17 protein-coding genes are annotated in these 24,126 nt (G+C 43.5%); 8 read left to right on the top strand and 9 right to left on the bottom strand.

Going from position 1 to position 24,126, the window contains the following annotated elements; all coding sequences use genetic code 11:
• Positions 1-319: 319 nt before the first annotated feature.
• Entirely contained in the window at positions 320-2,728 is a 2,409-nt protein-coding gene (locus tag DBR40_RS07375; protein WP_124559111.1) for a UvrD-helicase domain-containing protein, read from the bottom strand.
• 277 nt (positions 2,729-3,005) lie between these two features.
• On the opposite strand from DBR40_RS07375, the gene DBR40_RS07370 reads away from it, so the two are divergent.
• The 3 genes from DBR40_RS07370 (at position 3,006) to DBR40_RS07360 (ending at position 5,189) form a co-directional block, all read left to right on the top strand.
• The gene (locus DBR40_RS07370; RefSeq protein ID WP_124559110.1) at positions 3,006-4,049 is read left to right on the top strand and encodes a hypothetical protein; all 1,044 of its coding nucleotides are present in this window, start codon (positions 3,006-3,008) and stop codon (positions 4,047-4,049) included.
• Positions 4,050-4,139: 90 nt separating this feature from the next.
• Complete coding sequence (locus tag DBR40_RS07365) at positions 4,140-4,418, top strand: YtxH domain-containing protein (RefSeq protein WP_124559109.1); 279 nt, start codon at positions 4,140-4,142, stop codon at positions 4,416-4,418.
• Between the two features lie 303 nt (positions 4,419-4,721).
• The gene (locus DBR40_RS07360) at positions 4,722-5,189 is read left to right on the top strand and encodes an Lrp/AsnC family transcriptional regulator (RefSeq protein ID WP_124559108.1); all 468 of its coding nucleotides are present in this window, start codon (positions 4,722-4,724) and stop codon (positions 5,187-5,189) included.
• A 261-nt stretch (positions 5,190-5,450) separates the two neighbouring features.
• On the opposite strand, the gene DBR40_RS07355 is transcribed toward DBR40_RS07360, so the two are convergent.
• Both DBR40_RS07355 and DBR40_RS07350 read right to left on the bottom strand, forming a co-directional pair.
• Complete coding sequence (locus DBR40_RS07355; RefSeq protein WP_124559107.1) at positions 5,451-7,400, bottom strand: DUF262 domain-containing protein; 1,950 nt, start codon at positions 7,398-7,400, stop codon at positions 5,451-5,453.
• A gap of 704 nt (positions 7,401-8,104) precedes the next feature.
• Positions 8,105-9,451, bottom strand: a complete 1,347-nt coding sequence (locus DBR40_RS07350; RefSeq protein ID WP_124559106.1) for a HEPN domain-containing protein — start codon at positions 9,449-9,451, stop codon at positions 8,105-8,107.
• 450 nt (positions 9,452-9,901) lie between these two features.
• Here DBR40_RS07350 and DBR40_RS07345 point away from each other — a divergent pair, with 450 nt between their 5' ends.
• Positions 9,902-10,474: a Crp/Fnr family transcriptional regulator gene (locus DBR40_RS07345; protein WP_124559105.1), complete on the top strand. Its 573-nt coding sequence runs from the start codon at positions 9,902-9,904 to the stop codon at positions 10,472-10,474.
• A gap of 93 nt (positions 10,475-10,567) precedes the next feature.
• On the top strand, positions 10,568-12,949 hold the full coding sequence (locus tag DBR40_RS07340; RefSeq protein WP_124559104.1) for a restriction endonuclease: 2,382 nt from the start codon (positions 10,568-10,570) through the stop codon (positions 12,947-12,949).
• Between the two features lie 177 nt (positions 12,950-13,126).
• On the opposite strand, the gene DBR40_RS07335 is transcribed toward DBR40_RS07340, so the two are convergent.
• The gene (locus DBR40_RS07335; RefSeq protein ID WP_124559103.1) at positions 13,127-13,447 is read right to left on the bottom strand and encodes a hypothetical protein; all 321 of its coding nucleotides are present in this window, start codon (positions 13,445-13,447) and stop codon (positions 13,127-13,129) included.
• 204 nt (positions 13,448-13,651) lie between these two features.
• On the opposite strand from DBR40_RS07335, the gene DBR40_RS07330 reads away from it, so the two are divergent.
• The gene (locus tag DBR40_RS07330; protein ID WP_124559102.1) at positions 13,652-14,128 is read left to right on the top strand and encodes a hypothetical protein; all 477 of its coding nucleotides are present in this window, start codon (positions 13,652-13,654) and stop codon (positions 14,126-14,128) included.
• Positions 14,129-14,183: 55 nt separating this feature from the next.
• On the opposite strand, the gene DBR40_RS07325 is transcribed toward DBR40_RS07330, so the two are convergent.
• The 3 genes from DBR40_RS07325 to DBR40_RS07315 all read right to left on the bottom strand — a co-directional run bounded on the left by DBR40_RS07325 (position 14,184) and on the right by DBR40_RS07315 (position 19,445).
• The gene (locus DBR40_RS07325; RefSeq protein WP_124559101.1) at positions 14,184-15,101 is read right to left on the bottom strand and encodes a DUF4238 domain-containing protein; all 918 of its coding nucleotides are present in this window, start codon (positions 15,099-15,101) and stop codon (positions 14,184-14,186) included.
• A gap of 9 nt (positions 15,102-15,110) precedes the next feature.
• Positions 15,111-16,961, bottom strand: a complete 1,851-nt coding sequence (locus DBR40_RS07320) for a pentapeptide repeat-containing protein (protein WP_124559100.1) — start codon at positions 16,959-16,961, stop codon at positions 15,111-15,113.
• Between the two features lie 168 nt (positions 16,962-17,129).
• Complete coding sequence (locus tag DBR40_RS07315) at positions 17,130-19,445, bottom strand: restriction endonuclease (protein WP_124559099.1); 2,316 nt, start codon at positions 19,443-19,445, stop codon at positions 17,130-17,132.
• Between the two features lie 187 nt (positions 19,446-19,632).
• Between DBR40_RS07315 and DBR40_RS07310 the strand changes: the two genes are divergently transcribed.
• On the top strand, positions 19,633-20,961 hold the full coding sequence (locus DBR40_RS07310) for a hypothetical protein (RefSeq protein WP_124559098.1): 1,329 nt from the start codon (positions 19,633-19,635) through the stop codon (positions 20,959-20,961).
• A gap of 127 nt (positions 20,962-21,088) precedes the next feature.
• Positions 21,089-22,348, top strand: a complete 1,260-nt coding sequence (locus tag DBR40_RS07305; RefSeq protein ID WP_124559097.1) for a hypothetical protein — start codon at positions 21,089-21,091, stop codon at positions 22,346-22,348.
• A gap of 367 nt (positions 22,349-22,715) precedes the next feature.
• Here the strand turns inward: DBR40_RS07305 and DBR40_RS07300 are convergent, their stop codons facing one another.
• Positions 22,716-22,904: a hypothetical protein gene (locus DBR40_RS07300; protein WP_124559096.1), complete on the bottom strand. Its 189-nt coding sequence runs from the start codon at positions 22,902-22,904 to the stop codon at positions 22,716-22,718.
• Between the two features lie 590 nt (positions 22,905-23,494).
• A complete protein-coding gene (locus tag DBR40_RS07295; protein ID WP_233603827.1) occupies positions 23,495-24,094 on the bottom strand; it encodes a hypothetical protein in 600 nt (199 codons plus the stop codon).
• Positions 24,095-24,126 lie beyond the last annotated feature (32 nt).

Below are 24,126 nucleotides of genomic sequence, written 5' to 3'. Positions count from 1 at the left end.
GTTATTTCGGTAGATCGGGCTGTTATCTAACAGCTTTTCAGAATAATGTTTTATCTAAGGGGCGGATTGTGGTCTATTTTGGTATTATATTCTACACCATTATTTTTTTCGTTTTTGTGCCTGGTTATCAGCTGGAATGGTAGGTCAGTCGTGAAACTGTGCATTTGAATGCTTAGGATCGATACTTGTGATTGCTGGAGTGCTTTTTTTAATGTGCTAAAAAAACAAATAGACCATGTTATTTGACCAGGTGAAAGCCAGGTAGCACAGCAGGGGCTGCGATGAAGGAGCTGGAAGGGTTCAGGCGAGCCTTTATCCACTAATAACTTTCATCCATTTCCAGATCGTAATCGGCTTTAAGCTCCTGGACAAATTTGCTTGGCGAGCGTTTGTTGTACAGCAAAAATACTTTATGCCTTGCTCTGGTCAATGCCACATAGAAAAGCCTGCGCTCTTCGGCGTTATCGTAACTACCGCTATCCTGCAGTAAATTGTCCAGTACCGGATCATCGGCAATTTCGGACGGAAATCCAAAGACACCTGAATCCAGGTTGAGCAGGATCGTATAATCACAGGTGAGCCCCTTGCTGCCGTGGGCGGTATGGAAACTCAGGCGCAGGTAGGGGTATTTTTTTTGCAATACCGGCAGGTCTATAGGGCAGTTGTGCTGATATCTGCCGATCAAAAATACACTGGCACGGGCGGTTATCCTGCTGACTTCCTTCAGTATCTTACCGATCGCATCCAGCCGGTAAAGATCAGCATCCGCCTTTTTCATCCCTTTATAGCTCATCGGTACGAGCTGAAAAGCGGGCAGTTCAGCATCGAATGGGGAAAATAGTTTTTTGCTCAGCTGTAATGGATTTTTCTGGATAAAGCTGCTGCTCACGCCAAGGATTTCTGTGTTGAAACGGTAGGTCTGCAAAATCTGATTGATGGCTGTAACCCCAAAATATTCGCTGAAACGAGTGATAATCGAAACATCACTGCCGTTGAAGCGGTAAACTGACTGCCAGTCATCACCTACTGCATAAAGCTTGGCTGAGGGATTGTTTTTTTTCAGTGCATCCAGCAGAGCGTACCTTCCCTGGGACATGTCCTGAAATTCATCAACCAGGATATATTTATAGCTTTTTTGATATCTTCCCTCATTGATGTAGAAAGCAGCATGGTTGACCATATCATTGAAGTCGATAGACTTCGTCGCTTTCAGTGTTTGCTCGTAAGCATGGTATAAGGGCGTAAATACGCCCAAGAATACTGAAAAACGCAGTTCCATCTCCTGCGTCCTTAAGTCCTTAGGAGACATACCGCTGGACTTCATCAGGCCTAAAAAAGTATAGATCAGTCCGATAAAGCCGTCAAAGTCTTCAGTTTTTTTGAGCTGGCCGATAATTTCCTCCGCATTCCGCTTTCTAAGTATTACGCCAAATGACAGGAGCTGTTGCTTCAATGATTTTAACATCCCGCCTTCGCGGCTTTGATAGGAATAAGTTTTGATGAGCCTGGTTCCATATTTTTGATGGATCTGTTCCTTCCAGTTCATGCCATGGTGGTAATATTCCCTGGCGGTTTTAAAGGGCGGTTTGGCAGCAAACCAGTGAGGAACATCACCATTCCTGTCTATACCATAGTGTTCGTGATAGATATCGTAACCCGGCAGGTAAAAGTCAGGTGCATAGGCCTGAAAATCAGCATTGCGGTCTTCGCGTTCCAGTGGAAACAGCGATTCGTATTCGAAATCCACCTGATGGAGATAGAGGAAATTGGCGATCTGCAGCTCCTCCATACTTTTGACCTCAATACCGTTCAGGCTGATGCAGCGCTGGGACTGCTGGTGTCTTTTAAATTCTTCGGCCGAATTGAATTCCATTTCATCCTTTACCGGACGGTTAAAGAAAGCGAGGAAATTAATGGCTTTGCTTTGGAAATCCTCATCGCTTTTGAACAGGGAATCAAAGCGCTGTTGCAGAAATGCCTTCGCTTTATAATCCTTGCCCTCAAAGGCAATCTGTTTGGGATGTGGATTGCAGTGGCGCACGACCTGGTTGCCGAAAGAGTTGAAAGTACGGAAAGTGATCTGCTCAACGCCACTTGTTTCGCCGCAGAAGCGGAGCGTGCGCTCGAACATCTCTTCAACGGCGGCATTGGTGAAAGAGATCACCAGCAGCTCGTCCGGCCGTGCTAGTTTTTTATCCAACAGGTAGGCGATCTTGGCACTGATCGTAGTGGTTTTTCCCGTGCCGGCACCGGCAATGATGAGGTTATTGTCTTCCTCACTGACCACCGCATGCATCTGCTCATCGGATAGCGGATATTTTTCCAGCCTGGAAAAAAATGAGCAGTAGCGGTCTGTTTCAGCCCTGGTAAAAGCCTGGTTGTATGCTGACCGGTGTTTTTGAGAGTCCCGGTGAAGGCCGGCGAAGCGGTCAATTGTTTCGAATTCCTGCGCCGAGAGGTTATAGCTGTGATAGTTTTTGGGGATGCGGGATAGTAAGTCAGCATGCTCGGACCTGATCTGAAGGTAATCATAATGGGCAAAGTAGCGTGAACCGTCAAAGTAGGGACCGAAATCCAGGACTGCTTTTTCGATGGCAGGCAGCAGCGCGATTAGTTCCTGTTTATCCTCCAGGCGTTTCCGCCAGCGGTAGTAGATGTACCACGCGCCCAGGGTGAGGATAAAGAGCAGGATCTTGACTGCATCGCTTGGGCCGCGTTGTTTGTTCATTGATGTTACTGTCTGGCAATAAAATAAAGCTACAATGATACGCAAAATCAGCAGCAGGATACAAATCGCTTTTGTATTTGTGCTATTATATTTATACTGAATATCAGATCAGTTAGTTAGTCTAGGATTACCTCACATCGCGTGATGGTGTTTAGGCTTGTTTTTTTTTCATTTTTATTTTTTTGCCCTGTGTAATCCTGGTCCTAAAGCAACAAGATAAATAGCTTTTCATCGGTTTTGTCCGTGCAAATATCAGAGTAATGATCTTGATCTGCTATTGTTCGTTGGAATACAGCCAGTTGATGGTTTAAGGGATAATTATTTTTGGTACAAATGGAATTGCGGATTGCAGGCAATTGTTATTTGCGCTACTTTTACCATTATGCTCGAAACCAAAACAGACCAACAGCGGCCAGACCTGGACCGATTGATCGATTCCTTTGTTGATATCATCAGATCCATGTTATCGAATTCTAAAACGCCTTACCTGCTGCACAAGGAGATGCTGAAAAGCTTTGAGCTTCCAGGCGCTGAGGAGGCGATAGGTTCAGTACGGAGATTGCTTAGGATGACCGACAGTACTTTTCACGCACATTGGGATTTTTTGGAGGAGTTTAGGAAAACTGATTTGACAGCTGATGAAAAGGCCTTGTTTCAGACGCGTATCCATAACATCCTCATCGAGCAGCAGGAGCCGTTGACCGAACATTCCTATCAATATTGGGAAAAGCTGAAGCCAGGGGACCAGGATGAGCTCTATCAGGGGTTGATTGCTGAGCACGGTGATATCCTTCGGGTAGCTATAGATGGAGAGTGGGAACTGTTTGACCTGACTTCGTTCTCGCACAAGATCAGTAGCGGTTATGAAATATTTTTGGAGCTTTACCTATTGCAGCACTATCAGGTGGTGTATGGCAACAGGCAGTTTACTGCACTTTTCGGCGATGATTTTCATCCCAGTGATTTTGGCAACATGCGCATTGTGCAGATGAAATATGCCTCGCCCGGGCATTTTGACCTGTTGGGTATTGGCAAAGTGATCGAACAGTTTGTGCTGCTGATCAATAAGATTGTGCACTGGAAAAGGGAACATAAACTGGCCAAACTGGAGAATACCAAAAAGCAGCTGGACCTGCTGAAAGAGATGAAAATAGACCTGGATGAACTTGGTCTGGACAGTCATACCAGGGAGAAACTGCAATTACGGCTGAGTGGGGCAGCGCAAGAGCTGTTTAACTGGTTGGAGCCTGAGCAGATTACAGGAGCTGAGCACAGGCTTTCCGGGCAGGACCGGGATAGCCATCCCCAGGAGCTTAACTGATCTGGATTTTTGGTAAATGATGAGCTAAGTGATTTATTTTCAAACAAAAGCGATGGGCTTTGGGTTGTTCCTGCAACAAACCCAGAAAACATGAACGATAATTCAAAAACAGTAGTTGCCCTGCTGGCAGGTCTTGCAGCAGGAGCGGCATTAGGTATATTATTTGCACCCGATAAGGGAGAGGAAACGGTAGATAAACTTTCACGGTCTTTAAGGGATTTAAAGGACAAGGTGTTGGACAGGGCGGGTGAAGAGATTGCAAACCTGACCAAACTCGGCAATGAAATGACAGATAAGGCCAAAGACAGGTTATCATCTGTTAAGCAGGAGGCTAAAGATGAGCTCATCGAGCAGGTTGAACAAGTTTAAGATAAGACCGGCGGTTAAATTTTTCGTTTAACTTATGATTTGCCCGGAAGGACTGGGGAAGGGGAAACCCTTCCTTTTTTTATGCGCTTCGCTAACCCGGATACCTGTTCACACATATTACTAACAATAAGACCCGTTTTTTACCAGGCCGCACCCGGTACTGACCCATAACATCATTTTAGGGCAATTGAAACCGGGAGCAGATTCCATTTGCAGATAACATGCCCATTGTGCTATATTTGCAGCGCTCCCATTATAACGTAACAATAGTTTTTTTAATTACGGACTAGCAAAAACGCTATAATGGAATCCTATTATCCCGACCAGACTGATCTGGCTATATTAAAACTCCTGCAAAGGGAGGCCCGTTTGACCTACAACGAGATAGGCAGAAGGCTGCATAAAAGTAAATCACCGATTATCGATAGAATCAGAAGGCTGGAAAAGCTCGGGTATATCCGGGGCTATGTGGCGCTGCTGGATTACGAACTTTTAAGAGAGTGTATGATGGCCTATGTGCACATCCAGCTCAAGGACCATTCAGGGGAAGCACTGGAGCTTTTTCAGCATACTGTCGAGGGTTATCCTGAAGTGCTGGAATGTTGTCATACGACCGGAGCGAATGATTTTATACTGAAAGTCGTGACCAGTAGCCTGCAGAGCTATAATGCTTTTTTGAGGCAGAAGATAGACCGTTTGCCCAATATCGGGCAGGTGAGTTCGTCTATGGTACTGGCGCAGTGCAAGCATTCGACGGCTGTGCCTTTTTGATATTGGCGATAATTTTAAGTGTGTTTACTGTGTTATTATATTGTTTTTGTACCGGGAAAGGACTGGGATCCTGACGGATGAAAAACATGTTGCAAAACATCATTTACCGACTATGGAATCGTTTGAACATAAAAGGCAATAATAATTTGGCTTGCCAAAAAAATAAGGCTACAAGTTTAGCTGATGCCATAATGAGCCGGATCTGCTATTGATGCAGGACCGGCTTTTTTTATTTGCTAACAGGTATTGAGTGCCAATATTTTATTGAACACTCTCTGTTTGGTTTGTGAATTCAGTCTCCAACTCTGGCTGCTGATAAAGAATACCGTCCCTGATCGCAGCACAGATGTCTTCATTTGAAAATAGGATCTGTTCCATTTCAGCAGGCGTTAGGCTCAGGCCGTGGATCTTGGATACCATGAAGCCCAGCATGTCTGCTCCACGTTTGCTGATGGTTTCGCGGTTCCAGACCGGATTAATGGCAATATCGATCTCATTGTAAGATCCGCTCTGAAACCGTTTACGTTTTTCATCCCAGCTTTTGTTGCCAAGGGAGGCGTTTTTTCCACCCTTTAAAATAGTAAGATTACCCAGTGTATTCAACATCACTTTCGTGCCATGGTAGGCATGTTGCTCAGTCAGGTTTTGCGTGACCTCTTCCATTTCTGTGCTCCAGTTATCCTGGTAGTGCTGGGGTATGATATGTTCTATGGTAGTTTCATCATAATCGCTCAGGTCTACCTTATTGCCGGTTTCCTTAAATCTTTTCTTTAGATACGCTTCATATTCGAAAAGAAAGTATTTTAGTGTTGACCACCGATGGAAGCCTTTGGCACCACGCTCGTAACCATAGGCATAATTAAAGAAATGCACCATGTTGACAGCAGGCACTTCAACATTGATCAGATTGATTAACCGGTCCTGTATTTCTGAAATCTCAACTTCGCCGTTATAAAGTTCTCTGGCCCAGGTGGCAAATGTACGTTCGTCAATCAATCCGATCCCCTGGATCCGGTTACGGAACATAATGCGTTCGATCTTGTCGAGCATATCCAACAACTGTTCATCAGATTCATGCAATGCAATTAACTGCGTAAGAAATATTCTCATTTCCTTGCTGCCATTGAGCAACAGGATCTTATTGATTTCTATGAGTTTAGCGTTATAGATTTCGTGCCAACGAGGTGCAAACTGGGCAAGTTTTTGGATATAATCCTGAATTTTAATATAGCTGACCGGTGCTTCTTTGGTGCCGTTTTCCTTCATTTCATATTGCTCCGAGCGGTTACAGAACATCTGAAATACTTTGTCCTCTGCCAGTTTTTCAGAAAATACGGCATCCTTGGGTGTTCTGAACAAGGAAAGGTGTGCAGAAAGGAAAACGTCTTCATCCAGGATCTGGTCAGGGTTTTTGGCCAACCAGGTATAAATAATGCCCCAGGAAGTATTGATTGCCTGACGTAGGCTTTTGCAGTCTTCTTTGGGAGAAGAAAGTTTCTCGGTAAGGTGCATGAGCCGGTTTTTCAATTTTTCCAGCGTGGAAAGTGATTTCCCCCTGTTGTTCATGGTTTCAAATACAGCTTGCACATCCAGGTCTTTTTCAATGGCCCTAAAGTCAAACTTTAGTGCCGTAGTTACTTTTGTAAACAGGATTTCCCTGGTCGCGTGATCCATATCGACTATCTTTTCTTCAAAGAAATCCTTAGCCACCTTAAGGTTTTTACTGTAAGAATTATAATGGGATTCATCGTAAACAGCTTTTGGATACTCAAAGATCCTGTTGAGCAGAAACGGCTGGTTTTTATCTTCCGGGAAATAACAGAAACGGTAGACGCGGCTTTCTCCGCTGATATTGGATTTGTATAGATAGGCTTTTTCAAGGTCCGCCTTGCTTTCATTGCAATAACCCAGACCGGCATGTTTGATCAGTACGTGCAACAATATACTGATTGTCGTCAGCCGTTGTTGGCCGTCTACTACACTGAAAAAGGACACGCCAGTTAGCCAGTTTTCCGATTCGGTCGGCTTACAATCTTCGACATAGATGGTACCGGTATAATGCGAACGGTACTCATTTTCACCCAAAGGGATATCAGTGATATCATCCCATAGTTCGCCCAATTGTTTATCCTCCCATGCATAACCACGCTGGTAATCCGGGATCCTAAATATCTTCTGTCCAAATAGTTCTGAGAGGTTAATGGCTTTCATTTTTTTGTTTTAGTTTTTAGTAATTGTAAAACGTGAAAGTAGTTTTTTGACCTCGTTTTGGCAATGGGAAATGGTGAAAATAATGCATGCGGTTGTTTTTTTATACTGACATTTATCACGATGTAGAATTTAGTTCGGAATAGCGATCAGGTTTGATGTCAGGGCAAAATAAAGTAGATGTAATATCGTGCCTAAACAGTAATTCTTACTGAAATCATTAGGGTTGTATTTTGATAATGATCGATTGCCGAATATTGCTTCCGGTCTCCAAAATTAGGTTCAATTATTATAAGCGAGATGAACTGGCAGGCTGACGTTTTTTTTGCGACGGGCGCGATGCCCGTCATTTTGGTATTCCCCTGCTGGTGCCTTAGTGCACCGGCAGGGGGAAAATGGTTATTCTCCGGCTGGTATTGTCCGGGGATGCATGCCCGTAAGGGAGAAAGTTTACTTGAATAGGTTTAGCATGGGCTGCTTCCGGATGGAGGTAGCCTTTTTTAATCAACGTCCTTTTTTGCCTGAAAATATGGTTGTTTGCTCCGAAAGCTGCCCAGTAAGCTTTGCTGATTTGAATTCTAGCTTTTAGCTTGCCTGCAGATGTTTGTTTGGTGATATGTGCAGGCGAATGCCCCTATTGTGGAGTTGAGGTAACTAGTGGGGTATTGCTGTATCTTTCCAGATCAATTTGTTCGTTTTTCGTGTGCCTACCTGTAAAATGTTGCCGCTGGCATAACGTAGTCTCTGAGTTGTTCGAGACTTAGCTCATCAATAAGTGAGTCATCGATCAGCTGTAGCATGTAGGTTTTATCTGCAGCAATGGAAATAAATATCAAAATGAGTTTACGCAGTGCATCGATGACGGCCTTTGCGAAGGTGTCCAATTCGCCAAAGTCACGGGTGATCTTGCCTTTGGCTTTGTTGTCCAAAAAACCACCATGCGCGTAGTTGCTCCTTACCGAATAAGCAGTGGCCAATATCCTCCGGATTTCCAATGCCGGCACCTCATCCAGCAGGGATAACAGGCGTGCTGTGCGGGTCTGTATCCTGAAACTGAGCTCCTGTTTTTCAGCTGATAACAGGGCTTCAATCCCCATCACGGCATTGGTAATCCGCCTTTCAAGCGCCACTTTCTCCAACAATGATTCATTGTAACGGTCAAATGCCGAGGTCAGAAAATCCTGGTGCTGGTACCTGGGAGTGGTTAACTGGGCAGGGAGCGAAAGATCCTGAATAAAATCTTTCAATTTTCGCTCGTCTGCAGACTTCAGGGTCACAGCGGAAAAAACGAAATTAAAGCGGTTCTGCCCGCGATGGGATGTTCTGTTCTGGTTGAGGCTTTTCTGCTCGAGCACATACGATATTTCGTGTATGCTGCAGGTGCAAAATAGCTGTAATTTACAAACTATCTGTTCTGCAAGCTTATCTAGCGCGGAAGTATCGTCCTTTTTGGATGCCCCTTTTATTTCCAGTATAGCCGTAACATCCAGTGTGTGGGAAAAGTCTGACTTTAGCGGGTCAATTATCTGTTCGAAATCTGATTGGACCGGCTGTCTTAAGGTTATGCCATCCGCAAGGCCAATGGCCCGAGATTCCAGCAAAAGCCCCTGCAACTGTATTGTAATGGTGATTGGCAGTTCATTTCCATACAGACTGGCGATCAGCCTGTTGTCAAGTTCGTCTGCCATGCCATTTTCTTTCGCATCTGAGTATTCGCAAAGCAGGGCTACGAGCTGGAAAAGATAGTTTTTAAACCAGGTAGGGGTATATTGGTGCTTGTACTGATCGGCAAGGTAAGCTTCCGCTGAGGTGTACTCCGGGCATTGCATGATGGGCTCTGATAAGATAAGTCCGGCCTGTAACCAGGTGCGTTTGATCCTTGACTGATAGGTAGCACGGGCGTAGCGTGGTCCGTCTGCAGCATAGGTATAACCCTCGAGTTCCCTGTACTGTACGGTCTGTGATTCCGAACCATTCTGCACCAGATCTGGTCTTGCAGCAAGTACGCCAATTATTAAATCGGCCAAAGGGCCGCTATATGTTTTGAATGCCAACAGGCGCTCATTTGTATTCATTTTGTTGTCAATGGAGAGGTTAAAAAATCAATGCTGCCAAAACTGGTAAATAGGTGGGCCGCTTGGTTCAAATGTATAAAATTCTGGCATTATTACGGGAACGTATTGATCAGATATAGCTGGATGATAGGTCCGGAAATGGCGTGAGGGCTTTGCGGATGTGGCTTGCCTGGAAACGCTGGAATGGACCTTAGTTAAATTGCAAAATGGTGAATATTTTAAGCAGGAAATTTAAAACGGAATGAGAGCAGTGTATTTAGATTGTCCCCTGAGAAATTATTGTTTATTTATTAACCGATTCTTTCCAGCTTTCGTTCTTTCCTCCGGGGTAACCGGGATACAGAAAAGGGGACTGGATGTTCCCTTTTTGTTTGAAGACGGTAGCTGGTGGGATTATAATGGGTTCAGGAGGACCTCATCTACCGATTTATGCTCTCCGATCTACAATTCGACCACCTGCTGGGCCGGATGCTCGGCTTCCATGCGGTATCGCCCGGCTTTATCCAGGCCATGCGGCCATTACTTGATATAATACAGCTTCCCAAAGGAAGATGCCTGCTTACTTCTGGGCAGCGGCCCAGCAAAGTCTGGTATATCATCAAAGGATTTGCTAAAGAAGTCAGTTACGACTCAGGCCTGGGACGCGCCAGCTGGTTCTGGTCGGAAGGCGATTTTGTATATGCCTATCCCGGCTTTTTCTCGCAGGCGATTGCAGTAAACGATATTGAGGTAATTGTGGATTCAATCCTAATCGAGATCAGTTATGAAAAGTTTATAGAACTGAAGAACGGTTTTTCAGAGATACCATTGCTGGTGGAAAAGATCAGGGATTATTATGACAGTTTGCGGCAGGCCCATGCGGCCGATTTGTTAACCTTAAAAGCTGGTGAACGCTTCAGGAAATTCGTTACTGAGAATAAAAGCCTTTTTCAGATGGCAAAACGGGGGGATATTGCCAGTTTCTTAGGGATAAAAGACAATAGTTTGAGAAGGTACGGCTAAGTTTTGTTTGGACGTGGTGTAGGGTGTGGTAGGACGATTTGATAGTAAGCAAAATTGCGGTTATATTATGCCCAGATAAAACGCTATTGCCGCATGGTTAAATATGATTATACAGCTCTGAATGATAAAGAGTTCGAAGAGCTTGTTGGGGACCTCATGAACCGGGAGTATAACCTAGGTTTGCAGAGTTTTAAAAAAGGAAAGGATAAGGGGATTGACCTCCGTTACGCTTCAGAGAGTAATAAAAATGCAATAATTGTCCAGGTAAAACAGTATACAACGACCTTTAAAGTACTTTTAGCAAACTTAAAATCCAAAGAACTTAAAAAGGTAAAAAAGCTTTCACCCGCGCAATATTGGGTCGTAACCTGTTTGCCTTTAAGTGCGCAGGAAAAGGATCTAATTGCAACGCTTTTTGATGGGTACATGACAAGCGCAGACTGCGTGCTGGGTTATGACGATCTCAACCGGCTGTTGCGAAAGTATAAAGATATTGAAAAGAGCTGGATCAAACTTTGGCTGACCAATACCACGGTGTTAAACAGGGTACTCAACAACGCCATTGCGGGCAGATCCGAGTTTTATCGGGAAAGGATTATTTCACGGATCAAACTTTATGTCAAGAGCCGCTCGCTGGCTGATGCAGGAGAGATGCTGAAAAAGAACAGGTTTTTGCTTATTTCCGGGCAGCCGGGAGTTGGAAAAACTACGCTTGCCGACATATTGACCTATGAGTTTTTGGCGCAGAAATTCCAGCTGGTTTATGTTGATAAAAATATTGAAGAGGCCGGGGATCTATTCGAGGGAGAAAACCGGGACTTAAAACAGCTGATCTATTTTGATGACTTTCTCGGGGCAAACCGATTGGAAATCGAGACCCTTCAGAGCAGTGAGAGTGCAATAGTGCGTTTTATAGAACGTGTGCAGGCATCAAAGAACAAATACATGATTTTAACCACCCGTACAACAGTGCTTCGGGATGCCCGGGAAAATTATGAAAAATTAAACAGGTCCAATATTGATTTGAGTAACCGTCAGCTTGTGCTTACCGATTATAGCACAGAAGATAAGGGACGGATACTCTACAATCACCTGTTTCATAGTTCAATTGAGGCGAACAGAAAAAAAGAAATCTTCCGCAATAAAAATTACTGGAAGATTATTGATCATAAAAATTATACCCCTCGTCTCATTGAGTTTTTTACTACGCGGTACAACCTGGAGGGAATCCCGGATGGGGCATATCTGGATTTCGTTATGCGAAACCTTCACAATCCCAAAGAAATCTGGCGGCATTCCTATACCAAGCAGCTACACGCTGAGGACAGGTTCCTAGTAGGCACGCTGTACAGTTTTGGCAATATGTTTCGCTATGAACATTACCATTTTGACCCATCGGTTGACCTGATTCCCCTCCGGCAAGGCTATGAAAGCCGCCTTCGTTACGAGGTAAAGGAAAACGGGTTTATCAGATCCAACGATTCTTTTAACGCCAGTTTGAAACGGCTACTTGATGGTTATGTTCACAGCACTGTCGACAGGGACAAAAATACCCGGCTCAGTTTTATCAATCCATCCATCAATGATTTTTTAACGCACTATTTTAAAGGTAGCAGGGAAGAAGCCTGGAGGGTTATATATGGATGCTACTTTATACACCAGATCAAGTACTGTTACGAACAATTTATCAATTACCTTGATGGAGATCAGTATGACAGCGAATCGTTAAGCCTGGTTCAATATGCTACTGCGCGTGGAAACACCTTGCTGCCAACGGTACATATTGGGGCTTACAATGAAATGCCGGAAGAGAGCGCATATCACTGTGAAATGGCAGTGCTGCTTTTTAAGATCCGATATTCAGATGAGGTTTTGATTCACAATGCGCCTTTGATTGTTGAACATCTTGGCCAGATCATCTATGAACAGATTAACGGTACCTGCTATGATATGCTAGTGGAAATTTTTGATGAAGCCGATGAAGATAGTTTGGTCTATCAATTCATCTTGAACAATTGGGAGAGAATTATTATAAATCTTTGGCCACATACCCGCCATGAGGATGAACTGGAAAAGATTGAAAGATTGTTCGCTAAATATGGTAAAAGTATGGCTGTGTTTATGTTTAGTGCCAAAAATCAAGAAATAGTAAAAGAGGTGCTCGCTGAATTTGTGCATGATGAAACCTCCACCTGGATATCACAGGATGAGGACGAACTGGAAGATGAGGGTGATATTGGCGACCTGAAAGAAACGGTTAGAAAACGTCGAGCTGATATTTATGGGCGGTTTCACCTGAAGGATACCGATTATGATGAATATCATTATTTTGCTGATGTGAGTCTGGAGAGAAGTGCCGAAAGGCGCGCCTCCAGGGGCGCAGTTGTGAATCTGCCTGATAAAGTGAAGGATCAGCCGAAGCCTGCAGCGGATGAAGAGGCCAAAAGAATAGTTGATGAGTTATTTGTAACATAGCTCAGGCCAAAAAGTCGGAAAGATGATCTAGTAACAACCTATTGTATTCGGCCAACAATTTTTTTACGTGTTATAACTTTATTTATAGTATAGCGCTAGTTTTTAAGCGACAAGCCTAAAATGTAGCGTATTTGGTTTGAATGTCGATTTCGATAACATATGCTTTTTTTAGTATAACTATAAGCTTTGATCCTGAATGTTCAGCGTAAAATGCCTGTTCATATTGATCCGGATTGTTTTGTGCTGTAGCCTGGCCATAGCATCTTTATTTTCCGCGATCACGCTGGCAAGGTCTCTGGCAACAGCACTGCCGGAAATATCATTTACAGCCTGGCCGCCCACAAGCACAAGATTGAATGAGTAATCCTTGCGGTTTCCTGCTTCATTGAAAAGGCTTTCATGGAGCTGGATAGAACAAGCGGTAGTGCAGTGTTCACTTAAATCGAGTGTGTCTGCAAGTCGTTTTTTCCAGATCGGAAAATATAGTTGTTCGCCCATATGGTATTTTCTATTTTTTGCTAATTTACATTTATCTGTTTATCAAACAAATAGTTATATTTTCTTTGAATGCTGTAATTCAGTCAGTACTGTAAAGTTTTGATCGTTTCAATATACCTGACTTTGGTATTGTTGGTTTGCCCAGGTTTAGAAAAGGCATCGTTATATTTGTGGAAATGGGCAATCTAAAACAGCCTTATAACTATGAATTGTACTTTTAACGATAACAATGGTCATCAGATCAGCGCAAGCGTTTACTTTGATTTCGAGGGAGAAGATACCCTAGCGGTTTTTGAGTGTGAGGTTAACCTGGAGATTAATTGGGATATTGATCTCATTGTGCTGCGGTACCATCGTACAGGAATCACCATTAATACTGGCAGGGGAAACGACATTCCTTTGGATAATGTCATCGGCAAACAGCTTTTGGAGCTGGCAACTCCGGGGCTGAAGATAGCGCTTTATAAACATCTGCCGGAGGCACAAAAGCAGCAGATTATTAATCTTGGCAAAGCCCAGTTCGACAAAGTAATGCCGATTACTTTACAGGAAAAAACTGAATTTGAACTTACAGTGTTGTACTTGGAAGATAGTTATCTTGTCCGGTTTATTAAGAGCAGCGGTTCGACACCAAACGATATGGAATGGGAGATAGGCCATATTGAACGGAGATCGCTGTAGTGACAGTGTAGCAACAGTATAATTCTGGCAGGAAGATTAAATAAGCCTGCAATTATCAACCTGTTCTGTGACGCTCGCGGTTCTCCAGTCCTAAGTTGGGATCATGGGTAATCATTTTCCTGGCCAGTTCAAAATCAGTATTTTTTGAAAACAGGCGACGATAAGAACCTTTGACCTGGAAGGAATTATAGTGGATGATGTGTTGTGGGGCTGTGAGCACTAGAACTTCATTTTCGTACTGTTCCAGGTCTTTGAAATGGGTTCGTTCCAGGAAAGAAATCAAATATCCGGGGGATAAGGGGAACATGATTTCTATGCCTTTTGAGCGAAAACCTGAATTCGAACGCGCCTCATTATTGAGATTGCTTTTTTTAGCAACGGGATTATCCGAGGTGATTAAGGGCATATCGGTGATGTTTTTAAAAATCAAACAGATGTGGGACATCAAGATACCAGTAAGCTCCGCCGCGAATTTATTATAGGGTAAAAGCTGACTATTATGGATAAACCTGGTTTCAGCCGGTCCGATATTGAATCCCATTTGATCAATCTGTTCATCACTAAGCCAACCGCTGTGCTGAAATTTTTGCTTCATCATCTCAAATAGCTGTTCCATGCTTTGGCGCTGTTCCTTGGTGCGTATTGCCTGTAATGCTACGTACCTGCAGATCTGAAGTTTGGTATCTTCATTGATCGCCCGGATTTTTCTGCTTTCTATCCCCTCAATAAGGTTTTGGAGAAGGATGGAAAAGCTGGTCTCCGTGTCTCCAAGGGTCTTTTCAATAAACTGTTTCCCGAATTTGTGGTCAATCTGCTCCTGATCGTAAAACTGGCCCTCGACACCAATGTTTATTGGATTGGTGCAGTAGGTGTGAAAATCGGTCTTATCAAATACGCAGACCTGTGACTGCTCATTACTGAAGCCCTTCAAATAAAACAGGGGCACATAATGCTGTCTTTTAACTCTGGACATGATCAATCATTATTTGCTGAATTTGCGGAAAGCACTCACCATCTGGAAGATAAAATAAGAAACAACAATCCTACTCAGGAGGTCAAAAACATAAACAACAGAAGGAAAATCATCGATATTATCGCTTAAGTCTTTGATGCGATGGGTAGGGTTTAACAATACGACCCACATCACTATATTGTCCCATAATACTTTTAGGTTAACGGGCAGGTCGTTCCATGACGTCGCAAAATGATGGTAATCTAGCTTAGAGGAGGCGTAAAATCCCACTGGAATATAACTGAGCGCGGAAAAAAACAACAGTCCGGTCAGTGCGCGCAACCAGCTCTGCCCATAATTATTGCTGCCACTGCTCCAAAGGATTAAGTACTCACTCCATTGCCTCGGCCGTAGTACGGCAACAGCCTGTTTATAATAATGCATTTCATGGCGTTGGAATTCAAGGGAGAGGGGCACGTCACCCTGTTTTTGGGAGGCGAATTTCAACTGACGGTAGACTTCCCGCACCGAGCTGAGTGCCCGGTAAAGGTTATTGCGTGCATACTCGATTTCATAATGTTTACGCTGCTTTTTTGCTTTTTTAAGTTCTAGTCTATTGGTTATTATCCGGCGGTTCTCCAGCTGAAGCGGACTGAACCAGGTGACGTTCGAACTTGAGATATCTGTCAGTATCACATTATGCAGATCGATGAGATCAAAGCTGCTGAAATTACACTGAAAAAACAAGGCCTTACCCAGGTTGGTGTTGGACATCACAATCGCTGAACTTCTGGTGAGGATAGGTTCCTGGTCATCCTGCCATTGCAAACGGGATGCCCTCAGTCCTGAAAAAATTATCCCGCCCTGATTGGTTGTCTCGCAGATGGTCAGTTCGTTTACGGCTACATTGGTAAAACTGATATTGGCGCTGTTGTTATAACCCTGCATGAATACTTTGCCCACATCCAGGTCGCTGAAATTGATATTGCCAGAAAGATTGGGGGTCAGTTCAATGATGATCATCCTGACTGGTGAAATTCGTCGTTTATCACTCTGGGTACCTTTGATAAAAAGTCCTGAGAAAAATTTACAGCTGTCAATGGAATATTGACAGATCCCTTTTTGGAAAGCAGCCCCTCTGGTGCTGTAATCAATGAAAAAGCCTTTCTCAAATTGGCTACCGAATAGGCGTAAACCTCCTTTGGTAGTTTCCACTGCCGTGAAATGAACCTCGCCACGAATCAGGCCGTCCAGAAAGATGATATTCATCCTGGCAACATTATAATCCAGTTCCAGCCCCATAGCGAAAATATTTGAACCACTGAACATCAGGTTTTCTGCGCTACAGTATTCAATTACCACAGCACGTTGCAAGTTTGACGAGATCAGATGTATATCTCCCTGGCTCTGGCATTCAGAAATCCTGAGGTGATCTTCCATGGTACATTTTTCAAGCCGGATTCCTTCATGGCTGGTATGGCTTTTTTTGACCGTCAGCTCTTTTGTAAATCTACAGCCGTAAAATACCAGTGCCTGCCGTAAACTACAGCCGTCTATTTCCACCCGTCCGTGAAACGTGCAATTCTTGAACAGGATACTGGTATTCTCCGGCCAGATGGTATCATCGAAGTGTTTGACAACAACGGCTTCCAGATGTACGCCCTCCACAAAGTTGCAGTCCTCGAATAGTATGCCTATGCCGAGATCTGCCCTGCTAAAATGGAGCAGGCTGGTGAATTCCCCTCGCCTGATGTGGGCGTATTTAGCCTTGTAGTCACCTGGATTGATTTCTAAAAAATCAACACGGATGTCCTCGATCAGTGGGCTAGTGCCGGATTGTAAGAATTGTGCTTTTAAGTCAAAAAAAGTATCAGCAGGCATGAGCGTTGGTTATGATGCTAAGTTATTCAAAATTGAGCTGAAGTTGAAACAGGTAGCGGCTCGATTTGTGACAGTAGCAATTTGATAGCTGGCTATATGTTAAAAATAATGCGATACCGTTTGATCTGGAATTGCATTAAAGATAATGGCATCCCCTAAATCCAAAATCTATTCCAATGAGCGGAACATATTCTCGATCTGATCGGACTCGCTCATGCCCCTTACAGGGGATGCTGAAACATCTCTGCGAGCTGCGTAGGTTTTGAAATCAGCATAATTATATTTATAGTCAAATCCCTCCGGATAATCATCATAATATTCATCATCCTTTCTCCGCTCTTGCTCATACTGCAGTTTTTCAATCCGCTTTTCCAGCTCGTATACCGCCTCGCCAACATAGATCTCATAGGAATTTGCCAGTTCCTGGAGTTCAGCTATCTTATCTTTCAAAAACTCGATATCCTCTGATGAGGTATCTGTTTTTTCTTCAATAATGGGTTCAAAAATCTGCTGATAGGCATCCTCATCCGCCTCGCGGTATTTGGCGAATGCATCTGGAAATGCATCTTCCAGGTTTTTCAGCACGGCCAGATCCTCTTCATAGCCGATCAATGGGGTGAGGTTATCCAGAATGAGCGCAAGATCAATTGCATCATGCTCATCAAAGACATCACTGATTACCCTTGCAAATTCATTCAGGGAATCGTTATGAATGTGTTCTGAATACAAAAGAGGCCTGATCGTTTCCCTAATAAAGTGGTAAACCCGGTCTCCCTTTTCATACTTCAGGTGGAGGTTCATCCAGTTGAGTTTGGACGCTACAAAATTGTCTGCATGGATTTCCTTGTCAAAATAAAACGTCCTTGGCGCGAGCAGCACATCGAAATCACGAATGATACGCGTTTCCAGTACAGCTTTAACATTGTCAGATACATTGAGCCTGTTTTTGGAAAAACTACCTTTCGTCGAAAAGAATTCTACCATTGCCCTAAGCTGTTGCCCGGCACTGATCAGTTGGATCTGAATATGTTCATCAGCCTGGAGGTAGGCTACCAGAAAGTCATTGATAGATGGGTTATGGAAGCGCAGGAAGACCGTTTCTTTGTTCCTGTGAACCATGATAAATGAATTATCGAGTTCCTTGATTGCGCGTTTAAATTCCGAACGGCTCATCTTTCCGTTTTTGGAAAACTTTTCCGTGTAAATTTGTACCTGGGAGAAAACCTGTTCATATTCGGGACTGGTATCAGCGATGAGCAGACACAAAAGCACAGCCCGGCATTCTTCGCTGATCTGATATTCAAATGCGTGTTCCCAGACTTTGAACGGGCTTTCAAAAACCTCGAGCATAGCTGTAGGGAACTCTTTTGGCGAATACTTTTCCCAAAGCCGGCTATTAGCGACGTACTCGATGATCCGGGGATTATAATTGTCGTGGTTAATAAAACTCATCAGATAATCCTGGCGTATGATCTCTGAAATATACGCGTAAGGAATCTGATGAAAGAACAGGTGGTTATACAGGATCCGTGCCCTGACCATTGTGGTATATTTGGAAAGGTCCAGTATGGTTTTGACAAAGGCCACCTGGTCAAACTTTTCGAAGATCACGCTTGCCTGCATGAGGATATATTCTCTGGTGGTAAAAATCAGCAGTTTATCCGGTGCCTGCTGGATACGGGCAATGAACTTCAGGATCTGCTTTTCCTCATTGGTGCCGATATTTCGCTCCAGAAAGTTGCTCCCCAAAAAGTCGTCAAAGAGAAAGATCTGTTTACGGCCTTCCCGGTAGCTGCGGAAGCCTTCAGCGATCCCTTCCGAGAGATAAATAAACTCTTCATAACCCCTGGCCAATGCATCAAATACTAATACTTCTGCCAGGGTGGTTTTTCCGATCCCCGGTATGCCCGAGATGATCACATACCGGTTTTCGGCAAGGATTTTACTGGCTTCCGGAAAACTATCGTTCTGCACATAGATATTGACTTTTGAGCGGATATCCTCCAGCGCAAAGCTGGATTGGTTGATGATCTGGCTACCCAGGATCTTTTCAAGCACAGTGGTGCTGGAAAGCCAGAGTTTGAAGTTGGCTTTTTCGACCTGTGGATATTGTGTTAACAGGTTGTTGAGGTCTTCACGGCCAAAGATATCTTCAGGTCCCAGGATGTAGGGAGAAAAAAGCTCGGCGATCTTCCGCTTTCTTTCCGGCAACATCGAGACAGAGGTTACCAGTATATATCGTTTGGGAGCAAGTTTTTCTACTGTTTTGATTTCCTTTTTCAGCGCCTGCAAAAGCACGGAAAAATCAGTGTATCGCTTGCACTGAATGACAAGTCCGCTTCCTTTAGCGTACCTAAGATCAATCCCACTATCTTTTCCCTGTCCGAATGATTCCAGCTGTACCCCAAGGTGGAGTTGCAGGACATCTCTGGTAAGTACTTCAAATTCAATAGGGGATAAATTAAGGAAATCGTAGTCGAGCATTATTAATTTTTTTTATCTCTGGAAACTGTCTTTGGTTAAGCCACTAATCTAAGCATTTTAGATTGTTTACCAGTAGAAGGGAATGATGTTTAAACCCTTTGGATAGACCTTTATGTTTTTTAATTATCTTAGGGAACTAAATTTTAGATGTATCCCGGAATGGGAAACTAATCCACAAACGCTCTATATGTCTATCAATACAACAAGGATATGCCTCCTGCGTGAGAATACGCTCAACGGAAACCTCGCGGTACAATTTGTGCCTATTCCAAATCCACTGGAACAGGCCTGGAAGGAATTTGAACCATTATTTAAGTCTGCTATTAAGGGACCTGAACTTTTTAAAAAGATTGCTGAGCACCAGGAACTTAAAGTGATTTTCAACAATGTAAACTATTGCCGTTATATGAACGCTCCGGAGGGAAACCTCCATTATGGCCTTGATGGGATAAAAACATACTATGAACACCAGCCCAACAGCGTGCTCGAGAGTTATACCAAAGAACGGATTACGGCCTATTGCCTGAGCCTAAAGCAGAATGAGCTAAAGCAGGATCCGGCTATCCTTGCTATATCTCACCGCAGGATGGGATGGGAGTATCCAGTGCATAAGTTGAATGATAACTTTACTGTGTTTTTTAAAACCAATTTTGGTTACGGAAACTCCAGTTATTTTTATACCATTATACAATACAAGGGAGTATTGGTTGTTCCTTATTCCGATTGGGTAAAATACCGCTTTGTGAATAAATATGAAATCATAAGGTACTCTGCCCATCATTTTGTTAGCAATGAAAGCTGGGAGTGGGCAATGGAATATGCAAAAGATGCCTGGAACCTGGCCAATCTGAGTGAAAGTGCTTTCGTGAACAGGTATCTTTTGGGGCAATGTGAGGAAATGGTCAGTGGACTGGCCAGTATCCTGAGCGGAAATAAATTTAAGGTTTTTACCAAAAGCTGGGGCATTTTAGCTGGCCCAAGCCAGGTTAAGGAAGAAATACAGCTCTTGGGACATAGCCTGATGATATACAGGGCAGAAAAGATCTCCGGGGCGTTAACCTTTATCGAATCCATAAATGCCCTTTCGGGAACGGTGGCAATCGGAGGCATCATTGAAAAGATTGAAAGCTTCAATCTCCGCATGAGGCCGATCCTGGAAGCAGAGATCCCAAAAATAGAAGAAAACATATCCAGGGAAACTGCTGCAATGAAAAGCCGTAAACAGGAGTATGATATTGCCTCTGAAGAAAAGAACACCTATGTGGTGCGCTATAGGGAACTGCGGGAAGAATTCCCGGATGAGGGCTTGGCAGACTTCGATCAGCGGTTTGATCAGGCATATCCTGGATATATGAATGCTATGAAGAAATGTGATGATGCTTATAAACAGTATTGTGATGCTTCGGATAAACTATCCGAATCTGAGCGTGTTGTGGGTGAACTCAAGAAATCGCTCAATGATATTCGGGTTTATTTCGATCGGAAAGCTGAAATTACGGGTGATCTAGTGGGGTGATGAGGTGTTTCTATTGCTGAAAATCTTGATTTACGTTTAGGTTACTTTACCGGTACTAATGTGTCTTTAATACTTTTATTAACAGAAATTCTAAATTTATCTTTTTTATTAACGCTCCGATTCGCTAATGATATTAAGCCAGGAAATTATCTACCAAAACCTTTCAGCTGCCAAATACACTGAAATTATAACATTGCTCCATCAAAATGGAAACTCACTCGACCTTGATCCCAGCGTAGCGCTTGCCATAAGGGTTTTTATGGATGAGTTTTTCAAGGCCATAGCCAATGCGGATCTGCTGGCTTCCAATGAGCTGAACCAGGACCTGGATATTCTCTATATTAGTCACCGGCAGGGCAACTATGTGCTGCAGGATGAGCATGCAGTCCATCTGATCAATCTGCTCCATCCACGGGTAAGTGATAAGGATCTTTATCCTGTCGCCAAAGAGCACTTGTCCGATCCAGTATGTTTGGAAATTACGAAGCGTTATGAAGAGAGGATACTCAAGGCAAAACAGATCGCAGCACAGCCATACAGACCAGATTTTAATGCTTTATCCAGCAAAAACCTGGTTGGGCAGAAGTTTGAGGTTGAGAGCAGGACCAGAGATGGAAATTCCTGGGTAAAGGTCTTTTTGCGGACTGAAGAACTGCTTGATACTGTAGCCGAACATCTGAGAAAGCTCACCTCAGTGGACGGCGTTAATATTACCACTAAAAGTAATGGGAAAAAAGACCTTACGGTATACCCGAAGCGGCTTTACGGGATAGAAGAGGTTGAAGATGAGGTTAAACTAAACCTCAATAACTATTTTTCCCGCAATGAGGCAGATCCGATATTCCGGGAAGAAATACTCTCCGGGATCAGCGATGTGGCATATTTTCAGATCCTGGATTATATGCTTAAACTTGGAATGGGGTTGGAGGGGTTCAAAGGCCTGTCCGAAAAGATGGATGAAGAGCGTTATAGGGATTATTTTGTTAATTACCTTGATTCACTTTCCAATAGCCATACAGCAACCGGCGAGACTTTCCATGGTTCAGGCAAAAGTGACATTTTGATCAGAAATGCGGAAAAGGAGGTGCTTCTTGTGGCAGAATGTAAACTGTGGAACGGAGCTGGCTATTTGGGAGAGGCAGTCGACCAGCTTTTCGAACGCTATGTGACCTGGAGGGATGGGAAAGCGGCACTGCTGATTTTTAATACCAAGATCATAGGCTTTACAAGGATCATCGACATTGCCGTTGAAGTATTAATAACACACCCGTTATGCATCAGTTATGATGGACAGCGGAAAGAGACCTCGTTCTCCTTTACTTTTAGGAACTTAAAGGATCCATTGAGGTCGATCAAATTAGAACTGGTAATGTTCAATTTCGTTTAGTTTTATCAATCAGTCAATTTTGTGTGGTTGGGAATAGCGCTAAAAGAAGAACCAATAATGTTTACGCTAGGAGCCGGTTGTTGAAATAATACTAAGATATACCAGGATCCTGACCATTAACCAAGAGCTCATATGCGCCTGAAGCATATTCCTGGGAGCTAGCATCTTTGGGTTACCAAGGCTTAAGCTATCAGCCGAAAAGGGCTTCTGGTCGTGACACCTTTGCCAGCTACTAATTTCTAGATTGCAGGCGAAGATTCTATTTTAATTTCGGAATATACACCAGTATATGTTATCAAAGGTTTTGCGATTACAGCGGGAAAAGGGAATAAAAAAGGCCCGTATTCAGGGCCTCAAGTATGTTATTTTAATGTTTTTTGATCAGTTGCGGAAGACCTGTCTTTTCAATGAAAGCTTTAGCTTGTGCTACTTTTTTTACCACATACTCATCATTTCCATGACTTTGTTTCGCATTTACAGCTGCTTTGCTTGCCGGACTGTTAGCAGTTCTTTCTATTCTGTTAGGCATAATATGCTCTAAGTTAATTAATTTCATGCTAAACTTGAAATTTCCAAAGGCTTATGGTGCAATAAAAGGTTATTGCCGATAGGTTTACCCATTAAGGGTTTTCGATATTCGGTATGCTGGACATTTATGTGATATACCGGTATTCCCCCACGCGCTTGCGGCCTATCGGCTTCGCCCGAAATTGCTTTTGTTGCATCTATCCGTGGGGGAATTTGTGGGAGACCGCAGGCCTGTACTTCAAGTGGTGGGGACTGTGCTATGCCGATCTGTTTCCATTGTTTCGTGCGACCAAATACCCCGGTAAATAATGTTTTTAGGTGCCTGTTTCTTTTTCGACCTTGGCTGAAAAATATCCAGTGATACCCTTGATTGGAAAATATCCGCTGACGCCTTCGCCAACTGTTAATAGAGGTAGGTCAATAAAACAAGCTGACTTTTAATGAGGCGGGTTAGTCTGTTTTCGCGAAAGCAATATAGTTCATAAATCGGATTGTAACCTTAACTGTCCATTCCTCCAATGGGAAAACAGACCATAAATGTGACACTTAGTGCCCCGTACAAGGGAAATGTTCACTGTGATGTGCCTAATAGCCACTTCCCGCTATAAGATTCAAAAACTAAAATGTAAGGCTCCAGCTCTGGATCATATCGCCACCTTTGTATTTTTCAAAAAGACAGGTTCTTTTGTTTTTATCGATCTCCATGTATATCCCGATAATGTAACCACATACGTGCTCAGGATAGGTAGTTCCGTCGGTAGGATAAACATCCTGTTTCTTGGTCATCGCGCGCAGGCGTTTGCGGTCTGCTGCCTTGTGGAAAGCTGGCCTGCTGGATTTTTTCATTTCGACAGTGATCAGGTTGTCGGGAATCTCTTCACCACGGCTGTGGAGGAGGAGGTCACATTTGATCCTGATGACCTGCATCTGATCATCAATTATCGTTTTAACCTTACCGTTCTGCTTCCGGTTAAATTCGGTGTCCGCATAATAATTACCTTCTATTTTGTAGTCCAGGAAAAGATTTTCCATGTAAATAGCCATACGGCTGCATAACATCGGTTCACTTACGCCGTCTAAAATACTGTTTACGTCTTTTTGAAACAATTTGGAGGCCGAGGCTTTAAATAGCTCGGTTAATTGGTTTTGTGTGAATCTGACCTGCATGTTTGGTTTGGGGTTAATATTATGTAAGGTTGCCAGGGTTATGTAACTCATGTCTGGCGCAGAGGATTTGGATTTAATGCCTG

Source organism: Pedobacter sp. KBW01, from assembly GCF_003852395.1.
Lineage (GTDB): Bacteria > Bacteroidota > Bacteroidia > Sphingobacteriales > Sphingobacteriaceae > Pedobacter.
Note: the sequence above shows the minus strand (reverse complement) of the source record. Positions and strands in the feature narration are given on the sequence as shown.